This is a genomic window from Frateuria sp. sgz306004, from assembly GCF_057750885.1.
This window is the reverse complement of record NZ_JBYLFE010000001.1, coordinates 264,248-286,601: the sequence shown is the minus strand read 5'-3', so window position 1 is coordinate 286,601 and position 22,354 is coordinate 264,248. Positions and strand designations below refer to the sequence as shown.

General features: G+C 65.3%; 26 protein-coding genes. 7 read left to right on the top strand and 19 right to left on the bottom strand.

The features are described from left to right. Positions 1–25 precede the first annotated feature (25 nt). The 3 genes from AC3G2C_RS01390 to agaR are packed head-to-tail and all read left to right on the top strand — an operon-like array spanning position 26 to position 3,022. Entirely contained in the window at positions 26–943 is a 918-nt protein-coding gene (locus AC3G2C_RS01390) for a class I fructose-bisphosphate aldolase (RefSeq protein ID WP_488382816.1), read from the top strand. Between the two features lie 13 nt (positions 944–956). Further along, entirely contained in the window at positions 957–2,216 is a 1,260-nt protein-coding gene (locus AC3G2C_RS01385) for an amidohydrolase family protein (RefSeq protein ID WP_488382815.1), read from the top strand. Further along, complete coding sequence (agaR, locus tag AC3G2C_RS01380; protein WP_488382814.1) at positions 2,213–3,022, top strand: transcriptional repressor AgaR; 810 nt, start codon at positions 2,213–2,215, stop codon at positions 3,020–3,022. Before AC3G2C_RS01385 ends, agaR begins: the two co-directional genes overlap by 4 nt. Here agaR and AC3G2C_RS01375 read toward each other — a convergent pair whose 3' ends face one another. Then, complete coding sequence (locus AC3G2C_RS01375) at positions 3,023–3,202, bottom strand: hypothetical protein (RefSeq protein ID WP_488382813.1); 180 nt, start codon at positions 3,200–3,202, stop codon at positions 3,023–3,025. A gap of 99 nt (positions 3,203–3,301) precedes the next feature. Between AC3G2C_RS01375 and AC3G2C_RS01370 the strand changes: the two genes are divergently transcribed. From AC3G2C_RS01370 to AC3G2C_RS01360, 3 genes are all read left to right on the top strand, one after another. Beyond that, positions 3,302–3,670, top strand: coding sequence for an ArsR/SmtB family transcription factor (locus tag AC3G2C_RS01370; protein ID WP_488382812.1), 369 nt, complete (start codon positions 3,302–3,304; stop codon positions 3,668–3,670). After that, positions 3,667–4,626, top strand: coding sequence for an SRPBCC domain-containing protein (locus AC3G2C_RS01365; protein WP_488382811.1), 960 nt, complete (start codon positions 3,667–3,669; stop codon positions 4,624–4,626). Before AC3G2C_RS01370 ends, AC3G2C_RS01365 begins: the two co-directional genes overlap by 4 nt. Positions 4,627–4,993: 367 nt before the next feature. After that, positions 4,994–6,013 carry a phospholipase D-like domain-containing protein gene (locus tag AC3G2C_RS01360; protein ID WP_488382810.1) on the top strand — a complete coding sequence of 340 codons (1,020 nt, stop codon included), beginning with the start codon at positions 4,994–4,996 and terminating at the stop codon, positions 6,011–6,013. 60 nt (positions 6,014–6,073) lie between these two features. Here the strand turns inward: AC3G2C_RS01360 and AC3G2C_RS01355 are convergent, their stop codons facing one another. The 3 genes from AC3G2C_RS01355 to AC3G2C_RS01345 are packed head-to-tail and all read right to left on the bottom strand — an operon-like array spanning position 6,074 to position 8,456. Further along, complete coding sequence (locus AC3G2C_RS01355; RefSeq protein WP_488382809.1) at positions 6,074–6,373, bottom strand: DUF6587 family protein; 300 nt, start codon at positions 6,371–6,373, stop codon at positions 6,074–6,076. Next, entirely contained in the window at positions 6,370–8,214 is a 1,845-nt protein-coding gene (feoB, locus tag AC3G2C_RS01350; RefSeq protein WP_488382808.1) for a ferrous iron transporter B, read from the bottom strand. Before feoB ends, AC3G2C_RS01355 begins: the two co-directional genes overlap by 4 nt. Continuing rightward, positions 8,211–8,456 (bottom strand): FeoA family protein, encoded by a 246-nt coding sequence (locus AC3G2C_RS01345; RefSeq protein ID WP_488382807.1) that lies wholly within the window; start codon positions 8,454–8,456, stop codon positions 8,211–8,213. The genes feoB and AC3G2C_RS01345 overlap by 4 nt, the downstream gene beginning before the upstream one ends. 302 nt (positions 8,457–8,758) lie before the next feature. On the opposite strand from AC3G2C_RS01345, the gene AC3G2C_RS01340 reads away from it, so the two are divergent. After that, entirely contained in the window at positions 8,759–9,847 is a 1,089-nt protein-coding gene (locus tag AC3G2C_RS01340) for an MBL fold metallo-hydrolase (protein WP_488382806.1), read from the top strand. A gap of 12 nt (positions 9,848–9,859) precedes the next feature. Here the strand turns inward: AC3G2C_RS01340 and AC3G2C_RS01335 are convergent, their stop codons facing one another. From AC3G2C_RS01335 to AC3G2C_RS01265, 15 genes are all read right to left on the bottom strand, one after another. Then, positions 9,860–10,498: a hypothetical protein gene (locus tag AC3G2C_RS01335; RefSeq protein WP_488382805.1), complete on the bottom strand. Its 639-nt coding sequence runs from the start codon at positions 10,496–10,498 to the stop codon at positions 9,860–9,862. Continuing rightward, positions 10,498–11,163 (bottom strand): TadE/TadG family type IV pilus assembly protein, encoded by a 666-nt coding sequence (locus AC3G2C_RS01330; protein WP_488382804.1) that lies wholly within the window; start codon positions 11,161–11,163, stop codon positions 10,498–10,500. The genes AC3G2C_RS01335 and AC3G2C_RS01330 overlap by 1 nt, the downstream gene beginning before the upstream one ends. Then, positions 11,160–11,663, bottom strand: a complete 504-nt coding sequence (locus AC3G2C_RS01325; RefSeq protein ID WP_488382803.1) for a tetratricopeptide repeat protein — start codon at positions 11,661–11,663, stop codon at positions 11,160–11,162. Before AC3G2C_RS01325 ends, AC3G2C_RS01330 begins: the two co-directional genes overlap by 4 nt. Next, positions 11,660–12,013, bottom strand: a complete 354-nt coding sequence (locus AC3G2C_RS01320; protein ID WP_488382802.1) for a DUF192 domain-containing protein — start codon at positions 12,011–12,013, stop codon at positions 11,660–11,662. The genes AC3G2C_RS01325 and AC3G2C_RS01320 overlap by 4 nt, the downstream gene beginning before the upstream one ends. Next, positions 12,010–12,900 carry a type II secretion system F family protein gene (locus AC3G2C_RS01315; protein ID WP_488382801.1) on the bottom strand — a complete coding sequence of 297 codons (891 nt, stop codon included), beginning with the start codon at positions 12,898–12,900 and terminating at the stop codon, positions 12,010–12,012. Before AC3G2C_RS01315 ends, AC3G2C_RS01320 begins: the two co-directional genes overlap by 4 nt. Continuing rightward, positions 12,897–13,739: a type II secretion system F family protein gene (locus AC3G2C_RS01310; protein ID WP_488382800.1), complete on the bottom strand. Its 843-nt coding sequence runs from the start codon at positions 13,737–13,739 to the stop codon at positions 12,897–12,899. Before AC3G2C_RS01310 ends, AC3G2C_RS01315 begins: the two co-directional genes overlap by 4 nt. 1 nt (position 13,740) lies before the next feature. Continuing rightward, positions 13,741–15,438 (bottom strand): TadA family conjugal transfer-associated ATPase, encoded by a 1,698-nt coding sequence (locus AC3G2C_RS01305; protein ID WP_488382799.1) that lies wholly within the window; start codon positions 15,436–15,438, stop codon positions 13,741–13,743. Between the two features lie 9 nt (positions 15,439–15,447). Further along, positions 15,448–16,803, bottom strand: a complete 1,356-nt coding sequence (locus tag AC3G2C_RS01300) for a type II and III secretion system protein family protein (protein WP_488382798.1) — start codon at positions 16,801–16,803, stop codon at positions 15,448–15,450. 2 nt (positions 16,804–16,805) lie between these two features. Then, complete coding sequence (cpaB, locus tag AC3G2C_RS01295; RefSeq protein ID WP_488382797.1) at positions 16,806–17,585, bottom strand: Flp pilus assembly protein CpaB; 780 nt, start codon at positions 17,583–17,585, stop codon at positions 16,806–16,808. Between the two features lie 15 nt (positions 17,586–17,600). Beyond that, entirely contained in the window at positions 17,601–17,789 is a 189-nt protein-coding gene (locus AC3G2C_RS01290) for a hypothetical protein (RefSeq protein WP_488382796.1), read from the bottom strand. An 11-nt stretch (positions 17,790–17,800) separates the two neighbouring features. After that, positions 17,801–18,472 carry a hypothetical protein gene (locus tag AC3G2C_RS01285; RefSeq protein WP_488382795.1) on the bottom strand — a complete coding sequence of 224 codons (672 nt, stop codon included), beginning with the start codon at positions 18,470–18,472 and terminating at the stop codon, positions 17,801–17,803. Beyond that, positions 18,456–19,352 carry a TadE family protein gene (locus AC3G2C_RS01280; RefSeq protein ID WP_488382794.1) on the bottom strand — a complete coding sequence of 299 codons (897 nt, stop codon included), beginning with the start codon at positions 19,350–19,352 and terminating at the stop codon, positions 18,456–18,458. The genes AC3G2C_RS01285 and AC3G2C_RS01280 overlap by 17 nt, the downstream gene beginning before the upstream one ends. 25 nt (positions 19,353–19,377) lie before the next feature. After that, on the bottom strand, positions 19,378–20,253 hold the full coding sequence (locus AC3G2C_RS01275) for a hypothetical protein (RefSeq protein ID WP_488382793.1): 876 nt from the start codon (positions 20,251–20,253) through the stop codon (positions 19,378–19,380). Between the two features lie 32 nt (positions 20,254–20,285). Further along, positions 20,286–21,800, bottom strand: a complete 1,515-nt coding sequence (locus tag AC3G2C_RS01270; protein ID WP_488382792.1) for a Tad domain-containing protein — start codon at positions 21,798–21,800, stop codon at positions 20,286–20,288. Between the two features lie 214 nt (positions 21,801–22,014). Then, positions 22,015–22,305: a pilus assembly protein gene (locus AC3G2C_RS01265; protein WP_488382791.1), complete on the bottom strand. Its 291-nt coding sequence runs from the start codon at positions 22,303–22,305 to the stop codon at positions 22,015–22,017. Positions 22,306–22,354 lie beyond the last annotated feature (49 nt).

Below are 22,354 nucleotides of genomic sequence, written 5' to 3'. Positions count from 1 at the left end.
AAACCTCAAACACAAGGTATTCGAAATGAAACACAACTTGCAAGCGCCGTCGTTTTCTTCCACCACGCTGGCTTCGCTGGCCCTTTCGCATGGCAAGCGCACCCGCCTGTGGCGCCTGCTCTACGGCAGCGGCCCGCGCAACGGCAGCCTGTTGGTGCTGCCGCTGGATCAGGGCCTGGAACATGGGCCGACCGATTTCTTCCCCCACCCGCCGGCGGTGGACCCCAGCTATCAGTTCGAACTGGCGGAGGCCGGTGGCTTCTCCGCCATTGCGCTGGGCATTGGCCTGGCCGAGAAGTACATGACCGAGTACTGCGGCCGCGTGCCGCTGATCCTCAAGCTCAACGGCAAGACCAACATCCCCAGTGACGCGGAGGCGACATCGCCGCTGTTCGCCTCGGTGGAGGACGCCGTGCGCCTGGGCGCCGACGCCGTCGGCTACACCATGTACGTGGGCTCGCCGCGCCAGCACGACGAGTTCCGCCAGTTCGAAAAGGTGCGCCAGGATTGCGAGCGCTTCGGCATGCCGCTGGTGCTGTGGTCGTATCCGCGTGGCAGCGCCATCAACGGCAAGGGCGGCACCAACACGCTCTACGCGCAGGATTACGCTGCGCGCGTCGCGCTGGAACTGGGCGCCGATATCGTGAAGCTGCACGAGCCCAACGACAGCGTAAGCAATGTGCCCGCGCCCTACGACAAGCTGCAGGAAGATGCAGCCGCACGCTGCGCCCGCGTGGTGCGCTCGGCCGGCCGCACCATGGTGCTGTTCTCCGGCGGCGAGAAGAACGACGACGATGCCGCCGTGCTGCGCAAGGTGGAGTTCTACATGCAGAGCGGCGCCAGCGGCGTGATGTTCGGCCGCAACATGTGGCTGCGTCCGTTCGAGCAGGCCGTGGCGCTTACCCGCCAGGTGCACGACATCATGGCGCGCTATCCGCGCTGAGGCGGGACCTGAGATGCATACAGCTTCCCGTCGCCGCCTCCGGCGTACCGACCCCACGCAGCGCCAGGTTCTGGCGATTACCCGCACCGGTTGCGGTTGTTGCGCGCCACCCAACATGGGCGGCGGCAGCGGCAAGAACCCCTTGCAGACCGCGGCGGCGCCCGGCAGCGACGCGCTGAAGCTGAGCGAGTTCGCACCGCGCAGCATGCTGCACGTACCGGTGACGCGGGTGGAAACGCCCGCGTTCCCGGTGATCGACGTGCATACGCATTTGAGCTGGATGAGCGAGACCCGCAACGGCGTGTCCCTCGGCGAATCCATGACCTACTTCGCCGACCCCGCCGAGCTGCTGCCCTTGATGGACCGCAAGGGCATTCGCACCATGGTCAACCTTACCGGCGGCACCGGCAAAGGCCTGGAGCAGACCATCGCGCGTTTCGATGCGGTGGCGCCTGGGCGCTTCCGCACGATGACCGAGCCCTCCTTCGCCCTGTTCGACCAGGGCGATTACCCGCGCCTGCAGGCGGAAGCCATCGAGCACGCGCATGGCGTGGGCGCGGCCGGCCTCAAACTGCTCAAGACCCTGGGCCTGTACCTGCGCGAAGGCATCGACCGCGGCGAACTGGTAACGGTCGATGACGCGCGCTTCGACCCCATGTGGGAAACCTGCGCGGCAAGACGCATGCCGGTGTTCATCCACACCTCGGACCCGGAAGCTTTCTTCCTGCCCGGCGACAGCGCGAACGAGCGCTACGAGGAACTGGCGCGCCACCCGGACTGGTCCTTCTACGGCCCGGAGTTCCCCAGCCATCGTGACCTGCTGGCCGCGCGCAATCGCGTGATCGCACGGCACCCGCACACCATCTTCGTGTTGATGCACGTGGGCAACCAGGCGGAAGATCTTGCCGCCATCGCGGCCTGCATGGATCGCTACCCGAATGTGTACGTGGATATCAGCGCGCGCATCAGTGAACTGGGGCGGCAGCCACGCATGGCGCGGCGCTTCTTTGAGCGCTACCAGGACCGCATCCTGTTCGGCACCGATGCCGTGCCGCCGCCCTATGGCAACGATGTGCCGCAGCAGCTGCTCGGCGACGACCTGTACGAGATCTACTATCGCTTTCTGGAGACAGAAGACGAATATTTCGATTACGCTCCAGCCGCCGTGCCACCGCAGGGCCGCTGGTCGATCTACGGCGTCGGCCTGCCGCACGACATCCTGCGCAAGGTGTACCACGACAACGCCGCACGACTGCTAGGAATGCATGCATGAATGGACGACGCAAGGCTGCCCCCACCCCACCACCCAAACTCCTGGTGGAGGAGCGCCGTCGTCGCATCGTCGAGCTGGTGAACGAGCACGGTCGCGTCACCGTAGACGAACTGGTCGCCCAGTTCGACATTTCCGCCGTGACTATTCGCGCGGATCTGGAGGCGCTGGATCGCGCCGGCAGCATCAGCCGTTCGCATGGCGGCGCCCTGCCCACCGCCCCTAGCGCGCTGGATACGCCGCTTAATATCAAGGAAACGCGCCACCACGCGCAGAAGCGCCGCATCGGCCTGGCCGCCGCGCGCCTGATCGAGGACGGCGACACCATCATCCTGGACTCCGGCTCCACCACCGTGGAGATCGCGCGACAGATCCGTCAGCAGAAGTGGCACTCGCTCACCGTCATCACCAACGCGCTGAACATCGCGATGGAGCTGTCCTCGCTGCCGAGCGTGCGCGTGATGATGCTGGGCGGCCTGCTGCGCCAGACGTCCTACTCGCTGGCCGGCCCGGACGCCGAGCAGGCCCTTTCGCGCCTTTCCGCCGACCGGCTGTTCCTGGGCGTGGATGGCCTGGACCCGGACGTGGGCGTCACCACGCCCGACCCGCTCGAAGCCTCGCTCAACGCTCTGATGATCCGCGTGTCGCGCCAGACGATCGCGGTGCTGGATGCCAGCAAGTTCGGCCAACGCAGCCTGTCGGTAATCGCGCCGGTAAGCAGCCTGGGCCTGGTGATCAGCGACACCGCCGCCCCGCCGGACTATATCCAGGCCCTGGAGGCCCAGGGCGTGAAGACCCTGCTGGTCTGATCAGCGCGGCACGCGCAGGCTCGAATCGCGCAAGGCCGCCTCGTGATCCACTTCGTCGTGACCGGCGATATCCGCGCTATCGAGCACGCCGTGCGCCGGGTGACGCATGGCCATGGGCGGCACGGTGATTTCGGTGTCGTCGCCGTCGGGCACGGCGTCTGTCGAGGGCATGGGCTGCATCGCGAACTCCTGGAAGTCGACGGATTCTAGCGAGGACCACCCGACGAATATTCAACCAAATGGTTGACTTTCATTGCCCATCGGCAGATATTCAACCGCATGGTTGAGCAAATCTCCGCCCCTCTCGATGCCGTTTTCCAGGCGCTGACCGACGCCACGCGCCGCGCCATGCTGCGCAGCCTCGCCGATGGCGAACGCAACATCGGCGAGTTGGCCGCTCCCTTCGACATGTCGCTCGCGGCGGCCTCCAAGCATGTGAAAGTGCTGGAGCGAGCGGGCCTGGTGCGACGCGTGGTCAAGGGCCGTACGCACGTCTGCCGACTCGAACCCGCCCCGCTGGCCGCCGCGAATGAGTGGCTGCACTTCTACGAGCAATTCTGGAACAGCAAGCTCGACGCACTCGATGCCCTGCTCAAGGCTGAAGACCAAGCCTCGGGCAAGCCCCAACCCAAAGGCTCATCGCGATGACCACCAGCCCCTTGTGCACGCTGCGCATCCACCGACACTTCGAGGCCTCACCCGAACGCGTGTTCGATGCGTGGCTCGATCCCGTCACGGCCGGCCGCTGGCTCTTCTCCGCCCCTCATGGCGAGATGGTGAAGGTGGAGATCGACGCGCGCCCTGGTGGCCGCTTCTGTTTCATCGACCGTCGCGATGGCGAGGACGTGGAACATGTCGGCGAGTACCTGGAACTGGATCGCCCGCGCCGTATCGTCTTTACCTTCGGCGTACCCAAGTACGCGGGCGCGATGACGCGGGTCAGCATCGACATTGTCGCAGCGGCCTCCGGATGTGACCTGAGCTTGCTGCATGAAGGCGTACTGCCGCCCTGGGCCGAAGCGACCGAACAGGGCTGGGGAAGCATCCTTGGGCACCTCGAGCGCAACCTGCATCGCCAGTCGCCCCGACAACGGCTCGCGCCCGACACGGTGCGCTTCGAGCGCGTGCTCCCCGGCCCCATCGAGCGGGTGTGGTCCTACCTGGTCGACTCGGACAAACGCGGCCAGTGGCTGGCCAGCGGCGTCATGGAGACGCGTGCCGGCAGCACGTTCCAGATGCGCTTTCTGCACAGCAGTCTCTCCCAAACACCCAGCGCGCCGCCCGAGCGCTTCCAGTCATTCGCCGAGGGCGTGAGCAGTTCGCACCGCGTGATCGCTTGCGATCCGCCGCACCTGCTCGCCATCACCTGGGGCAACTCGGCAGACCCGTCGGAGGTGACTTTCGAACTCGCGCCCGAGGATGGGCAGGTTCGGCTGATCGTGACGCATCGCAAGATCAAGCCCGCGGACATCGCCGGCACCAGCGGTGGCTGGCACACGCACCTGGACATTCTTGAGGATCGTTTGGACGGCCATTTACCGCAACCTTTCTGGCCCATCTTCAATCAACTGCTTGCCCGCTACGAGCAAGCCTCGGCCGATTGATGCCGAATTCGCTGGCGCAACCTACGCACTGAGCTTGCGCACCATCCGTATCGAGCACACGAAGAAAGCAGCCGCTATCCAGGCAATGCTTCACGCCTCATCCACCACCCACGTGGCAGCACACGTGCTTTCGGTGAACTGCATCACGCGCGATCGCACCAAGCTGCATCGCGCGTGACCGCATGAACTTGCCTGCGTCTCGCGCAAGCTCCCTGTCATAAAGTCGCGGTGTCATGCCGTGCGCCGCCACAGCCTTGGCACCTTGGCGAACCTTGTTCGCACTGCCGCTCACCTGGCCTGTAGCCGGCTCCTTGCGCGACCGCAGCGTCGCGTTCCAAACAACGTCACATCACGAAGGGAGCTCGTCATGAAGTCTCGTTACATGTTGTTCGCGCTGTGCGCACCCGTCTTCGGCGCCACCTTGCTGGCGGGATGCCTCGCTGGCGTGCCGATGTCGGCCAAGGCGGCGACGCCGGCGGCCACCACGGTGACGCGCACGCTGGTGATCGAACCGGACCAAGGCCTTACGCCGATCTACAACCTGATCCAGTCGGCCACGCAAAGCATCGACATGACCATGTATGAACTGGTGGATACGCAGGCACAGTCGCTGCTCTGCCAGGCGGCCACCAACGGCGTGGCGGTGCGCGTGATACTCGACCAGAACCTGGAGTACAACAACAACCTCAGCGCCTACAACCAGCTCAACAGCTGCGGCGCGCAGGCGGTGTGGGCCTGGACCAAGTACGACGCCACCCATCAGAAGTCCATCGTCATCGACGGCACCACCGCGGCAATCATGTCGCTCAACCTGACCAGCCGCTACTACAGCACCAGCCGCGACTTTGCGCTGATCGAGAACGATGCCGCGGACGTGGCCGCCATCGAAAGCACCTTCAATGCGGATTTCCAGTCGCAAACCATTACGCCGCCGGTGGGCGATGACCTGGTGTGGAGCCCGACCAACGCCAAGACCCAGCTGCTCAGCGTGATCAACAGCGCGCAGACGAGCCTGCAGGTGGAGAACGAGGAGATGAGCTACAGCACCATCGTCACCGCCCTGGAGAACGCCGCCAAGCGCGGTGTCGCCGTGACCGTGTGCATGACCAACACTAGCAACACCTATGCCACGGAATTCAATGCGCTGAAGAAGGCCGGCGTGAACATCACCACCTACGCCGCCACCGCTCCGCTGTACATCCACGCCAAGGCCATCGTCGCCGACTACGGCACGGCCAGCGCGCGCGCCTTCATGGGCTCGGAGAACTTCTCCTCCAACTCGCTCAACTACAACCGCGAGCTTGGCCTGATCACCACGGACGCGAACACGCTCACCCAGCTGCACAACACGCTGGCCAGCGACTATGCCGGCGGCACCGCCTGGTAAGGGGAACATGGCCGGGGCGCATGGCGCCCTGGCCGACTTCGGAAATGCCCGGGCTGAGCCTCAACGCCCGCGCGGGCGGAACTCCAGCGGATAGACGTCGCGCGCCGCGGCCGGCGGCTTGGGGCCGCAGGCCCCGCAGGTGCTGCAGCCATCGCTGCAATTGCCCGTGGCGGCCTTGGGCTGCAGTCGCCGGCCAAGGGCACGCAGCCAGGCGCTGCGATCGGTGCGATCCAGGTGCAGGGCCATCGCCGCCAGCCAGCGATTGGTCAGCTGAGGCGCCAGCTTGCGGAAGGTCACCATCACGCTGGCCAGCACGACCAAGCCGATGATCACGTATTGCGTGAGCAGTCCGGTACTCATAGCAGCCTGCTGGCGATCTGATAGGTGAGGAAGGAAGCCGCATAGGCCACCACGAACATGTAGCCGAACGAGATACCCACGTTGCGCCACGAGTTGGTCTCGCGACGGATCACCGCCAGCGTGGACATGCACTGCGGCGCAAACGCAAACCACACCAGCAGCGACAGCGCACTGGCCAGCGAGAAGTTCGCCGCCAAGGCCTGCGCCAGGCCCGCGCCGTCGGCGCCATCGCCACCCACGGCATACACGGTGGCCAGGGCAGCCACGGCGGTTTCGCGCGCGGCGAACGCAGGGATGAGCGACACGCTCATCTGCCAGTTGAAGCCCAGCGGCGCGAAGATCACCTGCAGGCCGCGGCCGATATAGCCAGCAAAGCTGTAGTCAATGGCGGGCCCCGTGGCGCCAGCGGGCGCGGCCGGGAAGCTGGAAAGGAACCACATCAGCACGGTCAGGCCGAGGATCACGCCGGTGAGGCGCTTGAGGAAGATCATGCCGCGCTCCCACAAGCCGATCGTCACATCGCGCACCTTGGGCAGCCGATAGGAAGGCAGCTCCATCAGCAGCGCGTGCTCGCTCTTGTCGTGACGCAGCTTCTTCATCACCCAGCCCACCGCCATGGCGCCGGCGATGCCGGCGGCGTACAGCGCAAACAGCACCAGGCCCTGCATGTTGAAGATGCCGAGCACGCGCCGGGTGGGAATGAAGGCACCGATCAGCAGCGCGTACACCGGCAGGCGGGCGGAACACGTCATCAGTGGCGCCACCAGGATGGTGGCGAGGCGATCGCGCGGATCGGTGATGCTGCGCGTACCCATGATGCCCGGAATGGCGCAGGCGAAACTGGAAAGCAGCGGAATGAACGAACGACCGGTGAGCCCCACCGACACCATGAAGCGATCGAGCAGAAAGGCCGCGCGCGGCAGGTAGCCGGATTCTTCCAGGGTAAGAATGAAGAAGAACAGCACCAGGATCACCGGCAGGAAGCCGACGACGGTGCCCAAGCCGCCAAACACGCCATCCACGATCAGGCTTTGCAGCGGACCGGCCGGCATCCACGCGGTCACGTGCTCGCCCAGCCAGCCGAAGCCCTCGCCGATCAGGTCGCTCATGGGCTTGCCGGCGGCGTACACCGCCTGGAACACCAGGAACATCACGGCCGCCAGAATGGCCAGCCCGAACACCGGGTGCAGCGCCCAACGGTCCAGCGCATCGTCCAGCTCGGCGGTGGCGCGCGGCATATGAACCGTCGCGGCAAGCAACTCGCGCACCTGCGCGTGCAGGTCGGCGCGACTGGCGGGGTCATCCGGCAAGGCGTCGGAGGCTTGCGGCATCTGGCCATCGACCTGGGCCACGAGTGACTTCACGCCATTGCGCTTCACCGCCACCGTTTCCACCACGGGCATGCCCAGGCGGCGCGACAGTTCGGGTACGTCGATCACCACGCCACGCCGGCGCGCGGCATCCATCATGTTCAGGGCCAGCACCATGGGGCGACCCAGGCGCTTCACCTCCAGCACGAAACGCAGGTGCAGACGCAGGTTGGTGGCATCGGCCACGCAGACGACCAGATCCGGGGCGGCCTCGCCAGGGTAGTTGCCCTCCAGCACGTCGCGGGTGATCTGCTCGTCGGGGCTGGTGGCGTCGAAACTGTAGGTACCGGGCAGATCGAGCACTTGCAGCACCCGGCCGGAGGGCGCCGTGAAACGGCCCTCCTTGCGCTCGACGGTGACGCCGGCGTAGTTGGCTACCTTCTGCCGGCCGCCGGTGAGCTGGTTGAACAGCGCGGTCTTGCCGCAGTTGGGGTTGCCCACCAGGGCAATGCGCAGGCCAGCGGCGCTCATGCGGCCTCCTCCAGGCGAACCAGAACCCGTGCGGCCTCGGCGCGACGCAGCGCGAAACGCGTCGAGCCGATCTGGATCAGCAAGGGATCGGCACCCAGCGGCCCCACGGCCACCAGGCGAACCGGCTCACCCGCGACGAAACCCAGGTCGCGCAAGCGCTGCGCGATCGGGTCGCTGGCATGAGCATCGTCCACTCGGTCCACCACGGCAGTAGCCCCTTTCGGCAGGTCGGACAGGCGCACTGGTCACCAACTCAAATAAGAATGGTTCGCATTGTACCTTAGTCGGCCACGGACTGCAGCGCGGTGTCATGCCGCGCTGCCCGGCGCCCGCCGACGGAACCGCAAGAATCCGCCCTGCCATTCATCACCGGGCGACGACTTGCAAGTTGCCAAGGTCGCCCCGATAGCAAGCAAACGGGCTCGCTTCCCCTTGGGGAACCGGCCTGAACGGCTGGCCATGACCGCTTTCGCGATGACGGCGGACAGCCAGACGTTCCGGGCCTCCCCAGGCGACCCACCCCACACCGCTCGACGAGGTCCACATGGCTTTGCTCGCCCGACACGCCGCGGGGCTGCGGCTGGAACGCATGCAAGCGTCCGCGCAGTACGCCGGCGACGGTTTCGTGAATACCTACCCTTCGAGCACCCCGCCGGTGGCGGACGACCGCCCCTCGCTCACGGACTTCATCTTCCGAGGCGAAGGGCGCACACCGGCGCGGCCGCTGCCCTCGCTCGATCCGCGCTCCCACTGGGTACTGCCCAGCGAAACGGGACTGCGCGCCACCTGGCTGGGCCACTCCACGGTGCTGCTGGAAATCGACGGCGTGCGCGTGCTCACCGACCCGGTCTGGGGGCAACGGGCCTCGCCGTTCTCCTTTCTCGGACCCAAGCGCTTCCAGCCGGTGCCGGTGGATATCGCCGCGCTGCCGCCCCTGGACGCTGTGCTGATTTCGCACGATCACTACGATCATTTGGACTATCCCAGCATTCGCGCGCTGGCCAAGTTGCGGGTGCCCTTCATCACCTCGCTGGGCGTGGGCGTGCACCTGGAAGCCTGGCGCGTACCGGCCCAGCGCATCACCGAGCTGGACTGGTGGGAAAGCGTGACGCTGCCGCGCGGCCTGACGCTCACGGCGGCGCCTTCGCATCACTTCTCTGGGCGCAGCCTGCGCGACCGCAACGCCACGCTGTGGTCCTCCTTCGTGCTGCGCAGCGACCAGCATGCGGTGTTCTTCAGTGGTGATACGGGCCTGTCCCCGCACTTCAGCGAGATCGGCCAGCGCCTGGGGCCATTCGACCTGGTGATGCTGGAGGTAGGCGCCTTCCATCCGTCATGGGGCAGCGTGCACCTGGGGCCCGACAACGCGCTCACCGCGTGGCGCCAGCTGGGCAGCGGACGCCTGCTGCCCGTGCACTGGGGCACCTTCAACCTTGCCATGCACGCATGGAGCGAGCCGGCCGAAGTGTTGCTGGCGCACGCTCCCGAAGGGCTGCTGATGCCGCGGCTCGGCGAAGTCGTGGAACCCGCGCGCGTGGAGGCGGTGCAACCCTGGTGGCGCGATGTGGCGCCCAATCCTCACGCCCCCATGCAGGAGGCGGCGGAGTTCCTGGTGTTACCCAGCAGGGATTGATGCTGCCGGGCGTCAGGGCTGTGCCGGGCGAACCGGCACGCTCACACTCATGGGCAAAGCGAACACGTCGTCATCCAGGGTGACTTGCTCGAAACTCACCGTCTGCATGCGGTAGTGGTGCCCGGCAAGATCGCGCGCATCGAATGCCAGCACCGCGCCGGTGGCGGTGTCCACCCAGAACTCCCCTTCGTCCGTGCCTTGTGGGCCGCCGCGCTCGGCGTGGCGATAACGCCAGCCACTTACCTGGCGGCCAGCCTCGGTGCGCTCACCCAATGCCTGGCACGCAAAGCCCAGCTCCCAACATGGGTGGCGCGGGTCCACCCGCGCCACCTTGCCGATCGACACGCCCTTGGCAGGAATCGCCTGGTGGGCATTGGGGCGCAACAGCCAGGCGTGATCGCCATCGCGCAAAACACGCCCGCGCAAACCTTCGCCGCCGTCGAAATCCACGCGCTGCCGATCGCCGCTCAACCACGTCGTGGTGACCAACGTACCTTCCCGCGCCACGCTGGCGCCCGGTGCACGCAAGGCATCGCTGCTGACGATGGCATGCAGCACGATATCGCGCCCTGGCTCGTCGGCATACGCGGGCATCCCCACACACAGCATGAGCGCAACGCCAAGCCATTGCCTGGCGCGAAGCACCCGCATCACGGCAGCACTCCGCTATCGCGAACGGGAGTCTGCATACGCACGATGGCCTGTGTGGCGATTGGCAGGCGACCGCTTTCGAGCATGGCGATTTCCTGTCCGTTGAGGCCTTGATAGAACGCGGTGCGATAGACACCCAGGATGATCTTGTCGATCACCGGCACGATCATCTTGTAACCATAGACCACGCGGATCTTCAGCACGTTGGCATCCTGCACGGTGAGGCCACTGCGGCCACCCACGGCGGTGGAGCGATACGGCAGGCTGTCGTTGGGTATGCCGTCCACGCCGTCGAACTGGCGCACCTTCCAATCGGCAAAGGCCGCCTTGGTCGGGCTGATCACCTGGATCTCCGACACGCGCGGGTCCAGCGTATCCAGCCGGGCCTGGCCATAGGCTTCGGTGGCGGCCGTCTTGTCGGGCTTGCTGGTGTAGAGCGGCATCAGGCCACGCGCCAGGCCATCGCGCATGGCACCCATGTCCACGCTGTGCGTTGCACCGCTGCGTGCGGCCTCCAGCGCGGCATAGTCCACCAGGCTCTTGGCGCGATAGAACAGGATCATCTGGAACACGCCCAGCAGGAACGTACCGAACACCACCATCACCACGCAGGTCTCGACCACGCCCTGGCCACGCTGTGCGCCGCGCGGAGCCAGGCGTTTCATGGCCCGTGCCCCGCATCTGCCGGCGCCGTTGCCGATGCGCCGCCTTCGGGCTTGGCGGTCAGCCGCGCGATGCCGTCGGCAAGGCTGGTGCTCTGCTGCTGCAAGACGGGATCGACACCGTGGGCATCCACTGCGCTTTCGGAAAACGCCGCCGCCGCCTGGCGCAGGCGCAACACCCCGATGTTGTGCCACGCCTTGGCGTGCTTGGGCTCCAGGCGCAGGGCGTGCTGGTAGGCATCCACCGCCTGATCGGGCTGGCCCACGCGTACATAGGCGTTGCCCAGGCGAAACCATGCATCGGCATTGGTGGGCAACGCGGCCGTCAGCTTCTGGTAGTTCACCAGCGCCTGCTCCGGTCGCCCGGCATTGGTGTCCTGATCGGCCTGCGCCTGCAGCGCCTTTATGTCGGCCAGGGTGGTGGTTCGTGGCGCACCGCTGGCACAGGACGCGAGCCCTGCGCACGCCGCAGCCAGCAACAACACGCGTGATATCCCGTTCATGCAACCTCCCATGTCCATGTATCCCTTGTGACGGGCTTCAGTTGACGCAGTGCGCCCGCGGCGAATTCCACGGTTTGATGCGCGCCGCGGGCACGGCGCCAGCGCCCGGGCGCCACCTGTTCGGCGCAGTCGAGTACGCGCCCCTGGCGGTCCAGAAACACCAGATCCAATGCGTAGCGCATGCCAAAGGTATGCACCGCGCCACACGGCAATAGCCACAATGCTTGGGCCGGCTGCACGGCGAGCGGCTCGCGCCACAGCAGACCGCGCAGCCGGGACCAGGGCCGATTCGCCAGCCACGCCGTACTCACCAGCACCTGCCCGTTACTGTGAATGCGCCCCTGCCTCACAGAATCCCCTCTTCCTGCATGCGCAGGAAAATGAAGTAGCCGAGCATCAGGAAGATCAGCGGAAAGAAGAACATCACCAGCGGCAACATCATCTTCACTGGCGCTTCCAGTGCGAGTTTTTCGGCACGCAGGAAGCGCTCTTCGCGACGCTGGGCCGCCTGTGCGCGCAAGGTGTCACCCAGGCTCGCGCCCACGCGGTCCGCCTGGATCAGCGTGCCGGTGAAACTGGATATCTGCGGCATATCCATGCGTTCGGACATGCGAGACAAGGCTTCGGAGCGTGGCAAACCCGAGCGCACATCGCGCAGCAAGCGCGTGAACTCCTGCGCCAGCGGACCGGTGGGGCCCTTATGGGTCGCCTGCTCGATGCCGCCGGTGACATTGAGCCCCGCCTCCACCGCCATGGTGATGAAGTCCAGATAGACCGGGAGATCCTTGATCACCTGACGTCGCCGCTTGCTGCGCCGCTCACCCAGCCACAGGCTGGGATAGAGCCAACCCAGCGCAGCGCCCACGCCAAGCGTGCTGGCGAACACCATCGGGCGCTCCGTATGCAACAGGCTCAGCAAGGTCCACGCGAACAGGGCCACCAACCCCGCGCTCACCAGCCGCAGCCCGTACAGCTGCTCGGGGCTGAGCACGAAATCCTGCCCCGCCGTCTGCAGGTCGCGATGGGCGCGTTCCAGGCGATCGGGCGTAAGGCGCGGCCCGATCACGAATGTGGCTGCATTCACCAACGGCCAGATCATGCGCAGGCCGAACGGCAACGGGTCCTGGAAGTGGCGATCGGCCTTGGGCACGTCGCGCAGCAGTCCGTATACCGACCAGATCACCAGGCCCATGCACGCACCTGCGCTAAGGGCCAGCACCACGAGCATGGGGGTCATATATCGATACTCATGATTTTGCGGCACATGCGGTAGCCCAGGTATTCCATCACCGCACAAATGGCGATGACCACCCAGCCCAGTGGCGTGTGATACATGGCGCGCATGGTGTCGGGATAGGCAAAGCTGAGAAACGCCACCAGGCCCGCCGGCATCATCGCCATCACGATGCCCTGCAGGCGTCCTTGCGCGGTGAGCGACTTCACCTTGCCCTCCATGATCTGGCGACGGCGCAGCGTGTCCGACAGCGACGCGAGGATCTCCGCCAGGTTGCCACCCACGTCGCGCGAAATGCTCACCGCCGAGACGAACAGTGTCACGTCCTGGACCGGCACGCGGTGATTGAAATGCACCAGCGCCTCGTCCAGCTTCACGCCCATGCGCTGCTCGCGCAGCACCAGCGCGAACTCCTGCGATAGTGGCGGCTCGATGTCGCGCGCCAGACTCTCCAGCGCGGGGGTAAAGCCCAGGCCGGCTCGCATGCTGCCAGCGATCATCATCAAGCCGTCGGGCAACTGCTGCTGGATCTTTTCCATGCGCCGCTGGCGCATCCACGCATAGGCCTTCTTGGGCAACACCAGCACCAGCACCAGGGCCACCAGCGCCAGCAGCGGATTGCCCGACACCACCCATAACAGGAGCGGCAGCACCACCATCGCCACCACATTCACGCGGAACAGGTTGCCGGTGTCCATGAACATGAACATGTCGGCCAGGTTGAAGCGCGCCTGCTCGGTGAACACCTCCTGGTAACGCCCCCAGAACACCGTCGAGGAGCGCGCCACCAGAAAGCCCATCAAAGTCACGCAGACGAATACCGCCAATGCGATCACCGCCATGTCAGCGCTCCTCGCCAGCCGGGCGGAATATGCCCAGATCCACCGGCACGCCACGCGAGGCTAGCTCCTCGTAGAACTCCGGCACCGAGCCGGTCGCCCCGAACACACCACGCACCTTGCCGTTGGGGCCACCCTGGTCCCGCGCGCGGAACACAAACAGATCCTGCGTCTGGATGGTGCCGCTTTCGATGCCGGTGATCTCGCAGATATGGGTGATCTTGCGCGAGCCGCAGGGGAAGCGCCGCTGGTGGATGATCAGGTCGATCGCCGAGGCGATCTGCTCGCGCACCACCACCATCGGCAAATCCATGCCCGACATCATCACCATTACCTCCAGACGCGACAGCGCGTCTCGCGGCGAGTTGGCGTGGGCGGTGGTGAGCGAGCCTTCGTGGCCGGTGTTCATGGCTTGCAACATGTCCAGCGCCTCGCCGCCACGACACTCACCCACCACGATGCGGTCCGGTCGCATACGCAAGGCGTTGCGCACCAGGTCGCGAATGGTGATCAGGCCCTTGCCTTCCACGTTGGCCGGCCGCGATTCCATCGCCACCAGGTTGGGCTGGCTGAGCTTGAGTTCCGCGGCGTCCTCGATGGTGACGATGCGCTCGTGATCGGGGATGAAGTTGGACAGGATGTTGAGCAGCGTGGTCTTGCCCGAACCCGTGCCGCCGGTCACCACGATGTTGCGACGCTCGCGCACGGCCACCTGCACGAACTCCAGCATCTCCTGATTGATGGAGCCGTACTGCAACAGGTCCTCGCCGCGGAGCTTGCGCTTGCTGAACTTACGAATGCTCACGCTGGGACCGCGCAGCGCCACCGGCGGAATCACCGCATTGACACGGGAGCCGTCCGCCAGGCGCGCATCCACCATGGGCGAGCTTTCATCGATACGTCGGCCCAGGGGCCCCACGATACGCTCGATGGCCGCGAGCACGGCCTTGTCGTTGGTAAAGATCACCGGCGACTTTTCAATGCGACCGGACCGCTCGATGAAGATCTCGTCGTGGCAGTTCACCATCACTTCGGTGACGGTGTCGTCGTCCAGCAGATCCTCCAGCGGCCCCAAGCCGATCGCCTCGTCCAGCACTTCCTTGGCCAGGCGTCGTCGGTTGATGGTCTTGGGAAGCTCGGCGGAGAACTCGCGATCGATGATCTCGTCGATCAGGGTGGCGGTCTTGCTGCGCAGCTCTTCGTCGGTCATGCCGCGCACATCCACGCGGCGTAGGTCCATCTGGCGCACCAGCGACTGGTGCACGCGGGTTCGCCACTCCAGCATGTCCGGCGGCATCACCACCGTGGAGGGCAGCTGCACGACCTCCTCGCGCACTGGCGCGGGCGGTTCGGCGGCCAGTTCGTGATTGGACGCCGGCATGGGCGGCACGATCACCTGCTCGCTGGGCGCATCCGCCAGCACGCGCAGCCGATAGGCGCCGATCAGCACGAGGTCGTTGCGCTGTAGCGGACCATGCTCGCTCTGCACGCGCACGCCATTGACGGTAATGGGCGCCCGTGCGCTCAGCACTTCGATGAATACGCCCATCTTGCGCGCACTGAGCGTGGCGTGCTCCTTGGCGATATTCCAGCCCTGCAACATCACCAGGTTGTCTTCGCCTCGGCCGATGCCGCAGGTGGTGTTAAGGCAGCGCACCTGGCGGGGATCGCGGTTTGCGGTTTCGATGACGACTTCGAACATGGGTCTACCTCAATCAACGATATCGCTGCCGGCCACCTTGCGCATGTCATCGCGCAGGTGGTCGCTCTTCTCGATCAGCTCGCGGTTCTTGGGCGACGCCGCATCGATGACCACCGGTGTCACGAAGATCACCAGGTCGGTGCGGTTGCGCTGAAAGTTTCGCGAACGGAACAGGCTGCCGAAGATCGGCACATCGCCCAGGCCAGGCACCTTGTCGAAGGTCTTGGACGCCGTGGCATCCACCAGGCCGGAGATGACGATCGAGTCGCCCTCGTGCACATTGAGCTGCGCACTGGCGCGGCGCGTGATGAAGCCGGGGTAGCCCTGAACCGTCACACTGGGATCGATGCGGCTGATCTCGGTTTCGATATCGGTGGAGATATCCCCGGCCGCGCTCACGATCGGCGCGATGTGCAGCTTGATGCCGTACTGCTTGTACTCGACCGTTGTTTCGCCCAGCCCCTGGGTGATCGGAATGGGCACTTCGCCGCCGACCAGGAAGTCCGCGATGCCTCCACTGCGCGCGGCCAGCTGCGGTGCAGCCAGCTCCCAGGCGTTGCCGGTCTGCTCCATGATGTTGATCTGCGAGGCGATCGACGTGGCGATACCGAAGTACGACGGCGTGCCGGGCACGCGCAGCGGCAGATTCACAGCCTGGCCGATGGCGTCGATGCCCTTGAACGCCGGGTCGGTCAAGCGGTAATAGGGGTTGGTCACCCAGTCATGCACCAGGCCGCCGCCGGGGCCGGCGATCATGCTGTCCCACTTGATGCCCAGGTCGCTCATGGCCTTCTTGTCGAACTCCATGATGCGCACCTGCATCATCACCATCGGCTTCATGTCCACGGCATTGGCGCTGGTGAAATCCAGCACCTGTGGATACAGCTTCTTGATGGCCGCCACCTTGGCCACGTCAATGGGCGTCAGGTCGCTGCCGGTCATCACCACGTTGCTGCCCACGGCGTTGACGCGAACGCCACTGCCCTGCCCCACCAGTCGCGCCACCAGCTCGGCCGCCTGATCCGCGTTGCCGGCGCCGACATGCACGCTGATGCTGCGCTGCGTTCCATCGCTCAGCCACAGCTGCATCGACGTATCGCCGGGCTGGTTGGCGATCAGCACCAGCTCGCGATTGCCCAGCACTTTCACGTCCAGGAGTTTGCCATCGCCCACGGCCACCCGGCTGATCGGCCCGGGCGCGCGCTGCACCAGCGCCTGCCCCGCATACATGCTCAACGCATTGGGAATCACCTGATTATTGGCCGGCGCAGCCTCGCCCGAAGGCTCAGCCGACACCGCAGCGCCCACGCCCATCACCAGCGTCGCCAGCAGCAACGCCTTACCCACGCATTTGATCGCTTCCATGCTCAACCTTTTCCACCAATGATGAATTGGATACCCGACTCTCGCAGCACGGGCTTGCCCATCCGCAGCAAATCCGCCTTGCTGAGGGTTTCCAGCGCAAAGGGCTGCTTGTCGCCCGCACTACGCAACATCACCCGCAGCTCGCCGGCCTTCATGGCCATGCCAAGGCGTTGGGCGTCCACCGGCGTCAGGCCGAGTGTGAGATTGGAGTAGCTGCCGTCATCGCCAGTCGGCTTGACGCCCTGCGCGCGCTTGCCCGTGGCGAGCACCAGCACGTCCCCCAGCAGTGGGCGAATCTGGTCCTTGCCGGCCGCCGCATCACCGGTGAGCAGCAGCATGATGTCCACGTGATCGCCCGGCACGATCAGGCCGGAGACCGAGCCCGACTCGTCCACGCTGATGGTGTAGGCCACCTTGTTCGCATCGATCACGGTGGAGAAGTGGTCGCTGACCAGGTCGATGGCGCTACCCGGAATGGGTGCCCCCTTGCCCAGCGGCGAGCGCAACAGCTGGCCGAGATAGGTCTGGTAGTTCTCCGGCGTCAGCGCATCGGCAGGCACGAACTGCACCGGTACATCGCGCGTGGCCACGTCGTCGTCGCCCAGCAGGGCGCCCTTCTCAAGGTCATGCACCGGCACGACCACGGTACGTGTGGCTTCCGGGGTGACCTGGGTGCGCGCCGCCACCTGGTTGTTGATGTAGTGCACGGCCATGAAGCTCGCGGCGATGCCCAGCAGAATGGCAACCCCGAGAAAGAGCAGGTTGCGGTTGATCTTTGGCATGAGAGTTCCCTTCCTTTAAATCCAGCTGATGGACAATGCGTAGACAAAGCCGCTGTAGGCTTCCTTGAAGCGTTTGATCAACTCGGGTATCGCCGTGGGATCGACCACCAGCACCAGTACCAGGAACGAAACCACGATGAGGTACTCCGCGACGGCGCTGCCGCGTTGGCGCCGACGGAGGCCGGCATGAATCAGGCGTTGCATGGCAGGCTTCCTCACGGCTGCAAAACGTTGATCAGGACCTGCGACTGGGCAGCACCCTCGCGCATCACGAGCAAGGTGAGCTTGCTGTCACCCCGCTCGTAACGCATGACGCAATCGGCATCGCGGCAATGGCCGGCGTCGCTGGGCTTCCAGCCATCGGCGACCAGCCTTTCCTTGAAGTACGCCGCGTTCTGCGCCGGCGACAGCGCATTGCGCATGGCCACCGTGCGCGCCGGCACGCTGTCGTCGGGGTAGGCGATGTCGTTGAACACCTTTGACCCCATGGGTGCCGGCAGCCCCTTGCCCGGTACGAAGTGCGTCGGTGCGCCGCCCACGTCGACGATGCCGATGTTGCCCTTGCTGCCTGCGCCGCTATGGCTTACCTGCACGGTGACGAAGTAGTCGCCTTCGCGATGCCCGATCACCTGGGACGGGCCCATGCGATTGACCACGACGTCCTTGCCCCAGGCCTGCCGATAGAACGCCACCACCTCGTCCTGGCTACGCGCCGAGGAAAAGACCTGTGCGTGCATGTCCAAGCCGTTGAAGACGATGTGCTTGGCGACGTCCTCCGTCGCGGTACCCGCGGGCAGGGGTGGACTGGGCCAACCACCCGCGTGCGCAGCACCTGCCATCAGCAGACCGGCAAGCACCGCGAGCCAATGCTCAGCGCGGGTTCGCATACTTCACCAGCTTGTCGGAGGGCACTACATCCGGCGCCATCTTGCCCAGCTCGAATTGGCTGAAGCCCGGCGTAAAGATTTGATTGACGAACGGAATGGCGCCAAGCAGGTCGATCACGTTGCTGGTGAGGTTGTCGAACTTGTCGCCCAGCAGGGCCGTTGGCACCAATGGCCGAATGACATTGCGCACTGTGCGATTGCTGGCGCCGGGAATGCCCTTGCCATTGCGATCCTCGCCACCGCCGCCTGCGTCCCAGGCGTCGGCCAGCAGCACCGTGCGCGAGGAAAAATCCAGCTGCATGCGGTTGAGCGGATCAAGGAAGGTCAGCGCGCTGCCGTCGCGCCCCAGGATCAGCTCCGGCTTGGCGTGCACCTCGGCGGTCACCAGCCCCTTGCTGTTGGGCGGCAGGTTGCCGAGCGACTTGGCGACCTTGCCGATCATGGACAGACCCTTGTCCAGGTAGCCGGGCGAACTGTCCTGCTTGTACACCTGCAAGGTCACGGCATTGGGCTTGAGCAGCTCCCTGCCGGCGAAGGTGGTGAGCATCGCGTCGTTGAACTTGGCCGGCACCGTGGCATTGCTGCGCACGGTGTCCTTGCTGTCGCCGTACTGGCGAATGCGCAGGGCCTGCTCCATCTGATCGTGTCCCGGCAACTGCTCGCCCAGCAGCGAACGATCCGCCGTGGCCGCCCAGGCGGCAGCCCGCGCAGCGGACTGGGTCTGCTGCTTTACGTGGATGTACTGGCCCAGCAACATCACGCCGGCCGCCAATGGCACCAGCACGATGCAGGCAATGGCCATCTCGACCAGGCTTTGCCCTTTTTGGCGGTGCGGCGATCCATGCCGCCTGCGCCGGTTGCTCCGATGCATCGCTTCCATCGCTTCCTCCCTCCCACGGCCCTTGTCAGGGCGAGGCGTTGATCGCTACTCCGGACGGCACCTCGAATACCTTGCCGTCGATGGTCTGGCCCACCGTCATCTTCTGCGTTGCCCATTCCCGGCCATTGCCTTGTGGCGGATGGCGCCACAGCACGATGCTGTTTGTGCGGCCGCTCAGGCCTTCGCCGTCGTCCACCACGTCGGAGGAGAAGCCCCAGGCCTTGCCGCCGCTCCACACGCACGCCTCGCCCACCGTCGGTTGCGCGATGCGCTGGCATGGCTGGCCGGCCGCGCTGGCGGTACCTGCCGACTGCGCCATCAAGTCGCCCTGCCCTTGCTTGCCCAGTTGCGCGGCCACGGCGGCGCGCAAGGCGGCATCGTCATCGCCGCCACTGGACATGTCCGCCGCGCGCGCATCGCTCTGTGCCTGGCGCACCACGCCGTCAGAGTGCTGCCGCGTCCCGGTTCGGCCAACCAAATCGATGTCGATGGCCTCGCCGGGCTTGACGATGGCCAGGGTCTGTTCGTGCACGACCTTGAACTGGCACGTGCCGATCACCTGGAAATCCCAGTGCTCGGCGCGTTCGGCCACGCGCGCGCCTTGGTACCACAGGTCGTAATAGGTGCGACCTAGCTTGCCCACCACATCATCACCCAGCGGCTGCGTGGGCATCGGCCCCTTCTGGCAATCGGCGAGCGCCTGGCGGTAATCGTCTTCACGCGCCGGCTTGCCTTCGCGCAGCACCACCATGGTCTGGGTGACATGTATGGGTGGCGTCGCACTGGCCGCATTGCCGGCATCGTCCTTGCCATCATCGGCATGGCGATCACCCGCCGAGCACGCCGCCAGTGGAAACAGCATCAGAACCGAGAGCAGACCACTCAAAGCACGTTGTTGCATGGGCTTCCTTGAACACATGGGAAATTCATTCGTCACTTCACGCAAGGCGCGACGAAGCCGTAACTCACGGCCACCTCCTGGCGCACCACGCACGGCGTATCGATCAGGCGCACCTGCCAGTACGGACTGAACAAGCTGCCCAGCTCACGACGCGAATCGATCACACTGGGGAACAGTTCGCGCGGCCGGCTGAAATACACCTGCGCCGACGACAACGCCGTCATGGTGTTGTTCACCGACTGGTCCTGCGTCTGGAAGTCGGGTGGACCGCCGATGCCCTGCACGTTCTGGCTGGTGCGCACGGTATTCATGGGCTGCTCCACCAGCACGGTGAAGATCGGCCCCACGTCCACCGCACCCAGTCCGTTCTGTCCCGCAGACCGGCCGTTGTCGTAAGGCACCGTGGCCTTGTTCGGGGCGATGTCGTTGTAGTCGGGCAAGCCCGGCGCCTTGCCGGTGTAGCTCTTCAGCCAGGCCTTGTTCGTGCCCCCCATGGCTGGCGACGACAACACCCGACCACTCGCGGAGTTATTGTCCAGGCCATCCGCATAGCGGCTGTAATGGCCGCGATCGATGTCGTAAGGGGAGTCCCAGCCACGCCCGCCATTGATGCCCGGTGAAGCGATGGAGCGGAAGGACGTCGGATTGCCGGCCACGGCCGCCGCACCGCCCCACGCCAACGGCACGTCCAGCTTGACCGGCGGTATCCACGAGCGGAACTTGACGTTGAGCGTGTCCACGCCCACCCAGTCCTGGTAGTTCACCAAGTCGGTACCGCCACGCTTGTGGATCGGCCCGATACCACCATTGCGCTGGCGCGAGAAGCCATCGCGCGCCTCCATCACCACATTGGCGAAGCGGTCCGCATCGCTGGTGCGACGACCGTTGGTGGGGATGGTGTATCGACGGGCGTACTGCGTGGCCACAAGGGCATCCGATTCCAGCAACCCCATGCCGCGTACGCCCACGGTCGCCTTGTTGTCGGTGTTGAGCGCCACGATACGGCGCGCCAGCAGCAACGAAGACTGCGGCTCGCCGATGGCGATCAGCTGGGATGCATCGGAGTAGACGGTGTCCAGCGCACTGATCGTGGTGACCGCCGCCGAGAACGCCACCTGCATGCCGTCGCGCAGCTCCTGCACGGCGACCTTCACTTCGTTGAGTACCGACACCATCTCCTGCAGCGCCGCACCGACTTCGGCGCCGACGATGCTGATGTCGAAGATGATCGCAATCGCTTGCACGGCATCCTTGAAGTTGTCCGTGCCGCGCAACATGAAATTGGTCCAGGAGTACCAGCTCACCATCTGCGCCACGGCGACCTGGTTCGCCACGGTAGCGCGATTCATATAGGCGATGAGGTTGAACGCGCGCGCCTGCTCCACCGCTACGCTGTAGGCAGCGGCATCGGCCGTGTTTACCAGCTCGACCTTTTTGGAAACGGTCTGCCCGGTGTTGAACAGCACGATCACGCCAAGGCACAACACCAGCAGGCTCACGATGGCAAGCACCAGCGCTTGTCCGCGCACCGATGCTCGGCTCGTCATCCTTTGTGCCACCAAACCTGCCCGTGGCGATGTGATCAATCGATTTCTCATGGGCCCATCATCCAGTTGACACCCACAACCCAAGAACGCTGCCGGGCATGGCGCCCGGCAACGTGTCAGCTAATCGGTTCTGCAAAGGCGCAGCACCGCACGCGCGCCGCTCAGCGGCACGTCATGGCTAACCCAAGGATGAAAACGAAACTACGCCGAGGCGTTACTGGGCGGTCTCGTTGTTGTAGCTCTTGAGGGTCTTGTCCTTGGTGCCCTCGGCATGGGCCTTGTTGCCCTGGTTGCCTGCACGATTGATGTCTTCCGTGGCGCTCTGGCCAGACAGCTCGCGGGCCATGCCGCCGACCTGCGCACGCGCGGTGCCACCGAAATAGGTGACGGCCGCAATGGCAGCGATGGCGATGAGTGCGGTGATGATGATGTATTCCGTCATGCCCTGACCGCGCTGACGGATGTTGACGGAGGTATTGCGCTTACTCTGACGCTTGCAGTTCATCGGACTTCCTCTTTTTTGATGAAGTTACGGCCCGTCCATGACGAGTCCG

What these genes read in the sequence shown, in the direction of transcription:
- AC3G2C_RS01370 (WP_488382812.1), top strand. Translation starts at nt 3,302, where the DNA reads ATGGTTGAGCAAATCTCCGCCCCTCTCGATGCCGTTTTCCAGGCGCTG.
- AC3G2C_RS01285 (WP_488382795.1), bottom strand. Translation starts at nt 18,472, where the DNA reads ATGCGAACCCGCGCTGAGCATTGGCTCGCGGTGCTTGCCGGTCTGCTG.
- cpaB (WP_488382797.1), bottom strand. Translation starts at nt 17,585, where the DNA reads ATGCCAAAGATCAACCGCAACCTGCTCTTTCTCGGGGTTGCCATTCTG.
- agaR (WP_488382814.1), top strand. Translation starts at nt 2,213, where the DNA reads ATGAATGGACGACGCAAGGCTGCCCCCACCCCACCACCCAAACTCCTG.
- AC3G2C_RS01315 (WP_488382801.1), bottom strand. Translation starts at nt 12,900, where the DNA reads ATGACCCCCATGCTCGTGGTGCTGGCCCTTAGCGCAGGTGCGTGCATG.
- AC3G2C_RS01265 (WP_488382791.1), bottom strand. Translation starts at nt 22,305, where the DNA reads ATGAACTGCAAGCGTCAGAGTAAGCGCAATACCTCCGTCAACATCCGT.
- feoB (WP_488382808.1), bottom strand. Translation starts at nt 8,214, where the DNA reads ATGAGCGCCGCTGGCCTGCGCATTGCCCTGGTGGGCAACCCCAACTGC.
- AC3G2C_RS01365 (WP_488382811.1), top strand. Translation starts at nt 3,667, where the DNA reads ATGACCACCAGCCCCTTGTGCACGCTGCGCATCCACCGACACTTCGAG.
- AC3G2C_RS01385 (WP_488382815.1), top strand. Translation starts at nt 957, where the DNA reads ATGCATACAGCTTCCCGTCGCCGCCTCCGGCGTACCGACCCCACGCAG.
- AC3G2C_RS01290 (WP_488382796.1), bottom strand. Translation starts at nt 17,789, where the DNA reads ATGCAACGCCTGATTCATGCCGGCCTCCGTCGGCGCCAACGCGGCAGC.
- AC3G2C_RS01305 (WP_488382799.1), bottom strand. Translation starts at nt 15,438, where the DNA reads ATGTTCGAAGTCGTCATCGAAACCGCAAACCGCGATCCCCGCCAGGTG.
- AC3G2C_RS01360 (WP_488382810.1), top strand. Translation starts at nt 4,994, where the DNA reads ATGAAGTCTCGTTACATGTTGTTCGCGCTGTGCGCACCCGTCTTCGGC.
- AC3G2C_RS01340 (WP_488382806.1), top strand. Translation starts at nt 8,759, where the DNA reads ATGGCTTTGCTCGCCCGACACGCCGCGGGGCTGCGGCTGGAACGCATG.
- AC3G2C_RS01335 (WP_488382805.1), bottom strand. Translation starts at nt 10,498, where the DNA reads ATGCGGGTGCTTCGCGCCAGGCAATGGCTTGGCGTTGCGCTCATGCTG.
- AC3G2C_RS01355 (WP_488382809.1), bottom strand. Translation starts at nt 6,373, where the DNA reads ATGAGTACCGGACTGCTCACGCAATACGTGATCATCGGCTTGGTCGTG.
- AC3G2C_RS01270 (WP_488382792.1), bottom strand. Translation starts at nt 21,800, where the DNA reads ATGACGAGCCGAGCATCGGTGCGCGGACAAGCGCTGGTGCTTGCCATC.
- AC3G2C_RS01375 (WP_488382813.1), bottom strand. Translation starts at nt 3,202, where the DNA reads ATGCAGCCCATGCCCTCGACAGACGCCGTGCCCGACGGCGACGACACC.
- AC3G2C_RS01390 (WP_488382816.1), top strand. Translation starts at nt 26, where the DNA reads ATGAAACACAACTTGCAAGCGCCGTCGTTTTCTTCCACCACGCTGGCT.
- AC3G2C_RS01280 (WP_488382794.1), bottom strand. Translation starts at nt 19,352, where the DNA reads ATGGAAGCGATGCATCGGAGCAACCGGCGCAGGCGGCATGGATCGCCG.
- AC3G2C_RS01310 (WP_488382800.1), bottom strand. Translation starts at nt 13,739, where the DNA reads ATGGCGGTGATCGCATTGGCGGTATTCGTCTGCGTGACTTTGATGGGC.
- AC3G2C_RS01325 (WP_488382803.1), bottom strand. Translation starts at nt 11,663, where the DNA reads ATGAACGGGATATCACGCGTGTTGTTGCTGGCTGCGGCGTGCGCAGGG.
- AC3G2C_RS01300 (WP_488382798.1), bottom strand. Translation starts at nt 16,803, where the DNA reads ATGGAAGCGATCAAATGCGTGGGTAAGGCGTTGCTGCTGGCGACGCTG.
- AC3G2C_RS01275 (WP_488382793.1), bottom strand. Translation starts at nt 20,253, where the DNA reads ATGCAACAACGTGCTTTGAGTGGTCTGCTCTCGGTTCTGATGCTGTTT.
- AC3G2C_RS01330 (WP_488382804.1), bottom strand. Translation starts at nt 11,163, where the DNA reads ATGAAACGCCTGGCTCCGCGCGGCGCACAGCGTGGCCAGGGCGTGGTC.